This window comes from Clostridium sp. DFI.1.208, assembly GCF_024463855.1.
GTDB lineage: Bacteria > Bacillota_I > Bacilli_A > Erysipelotrichales > Erysipelotrichaceae > Clostridium_AQ.
Window position 1 is genome coordinate 1 of record NZ_JANGCA010000141.1, and the last position, 1624, is coordinate 1624.

General features: G+C 29.9%; 1 protein-coding gene. It reads right to left on the reverse strand.

What is annotated here, in order from left to right; all coding sequences use genetic code 11:
* Positions 1 to 168 precede the first annotated feature (168 nt).
* The gene (locus NE665_RS23645; protein ID WP_227163507.1) at positions 169 to 1329 is read right to left on the reverse strand and encodes an IS110 family transposase; all 1161 of its coding nucleotides are present in this window, start codon (positions 1327 to 1329) and stop codon (positions 169 to 171) included.
* Positions 1330 to 1624 lie beyond the last annotated feature (295 nt).

A 1624-nucleotide genomic window follows, 5' to 3' on the forward strand; every position in this document is an offset into this window, starting at 1 on the left:
GAAAGACAACTATATTAAAGTCAAGTAGTAATTTATGAAAAAGTATGAAATATAAAATACTTGAAAATATAGTATTCGATCTTTGAAATTGTGAATGTAAATATGTTGAAAAGAACTATAGTTAAAAATAGCTCATTTCAATAAAATATGGTTTGTTCAAAGTTTTGACTATTTGAGTAAATTTATATCGAAAGATAGATTGTTTGTTTCGAGATGATAAATAATCCTCAAAAGTTTTCTTACACAATGACCTAAAGCACAGAGGTGCCCTTTACCTTGACTTCGTTTTAAATGATAGTAATTATTGAATGCAGGGTTATGACGAATTACAGGAATAATGACTCTATAAAGTGTTGTTCTTAGATATTTGGAACCTTTCTTGGTTATGGCTGTTTTATCAGCTGAAAATTCGCCAGATTCACTTATATAAGGATTTACACCTGCAAATTTAATTACTTTTCCTGCATTTGAGTATTTACTTATATCACCAAGTTCGGCTAAAATAGAAGTACCGGAAATCTTTGAGATTCCTGGTATTGATGTGATAGAAGAATCTTGTGTGATGGCGAGTTCTTCTATTTTTTTATCTAACTCTTCAATTTGAGAGTTGATTAAATCAATACTGGAAACAATTGATTGAATAATAAAAGAAATAGAAACATCGTGAATACCCACTGAATTTGAAGCTAGCTCTTTTAATTCTTCTGCTGTGAAGGAACTACAGTATTTAAAACATTTTCTTAAAGAACGAATGTCTGTATGTGCAATAGTATAGGCATCGCCGTATTTTCTTAAAATATTTAAATAGGTAATGGTATATCCATTTTTGAATAATGTATTAAATTCAGGGAAAACGATATCCATATGTCGTTGAAGGATGTTCTTCTTACGATTCATTTCGATTGTTAATTGGATACGATAACGAGTTAATTGTTTCGCTTCGTTTAATTTCTCATCTTGAATAGAAATGATACGATAGTAGTCTTTATCTAAGAGAGCTTTGGTAATTAACAAAGCATCTTCTTTATCACTTTTAACTGATTTTAAAGAAGCTTTTCTAAGATTCTTGGTAGTGATAGGGTTGATAAGAGCTACTTTATAACCTTCAGCCAATAAACTACTTTCTATAGTGAAGTTATAGTGCCCTGTATCTTCCATGCCTATTAAAAGTTCATCTTTAGCGTATTTATTAAGTTCCATATAGAGTTTTTGGAATCCTTCTTTATTATTTTTAAAGAAAAAAGGCTCACATAAAGATTCGCCAGTAGAAGCATCCATGATAAAAGCAGCATGTTTATATTTGGCGATGTCAATTCCAACAAGTTTCATAATTATCAATTCCTTTCTTACAATGATTTGTGATTGTGAAATTGAATCCACTTCAAAGATATCAAAAACCTGGTGTGTTTAGAATTCAAAAGACTCATACAACTAATAATAAATGCGATACAAAGAAGTGGTAAGATCCTTTCTAGAAAGTCAAAGCAATAAGGAGTATGACACAAATCCACATTCACAATTACACATTTTATCACAACCTGAAGTGATACCAAATAATTCAGGTGGAAAGGAGAACTGGTATATTAAATTTATTACTCATTATATGAGTAACTTAAATATACCA

What these genes read in the sequence shown, in the direction of transcription:
- NE665_RS23645 (WP_227163507.1), bottom strand. Translation starts at nt 1,329, where the DNA reads ATGAAACTTGTTGGAATTGACATCGCCAAATATAAACATGCTGCTTTT.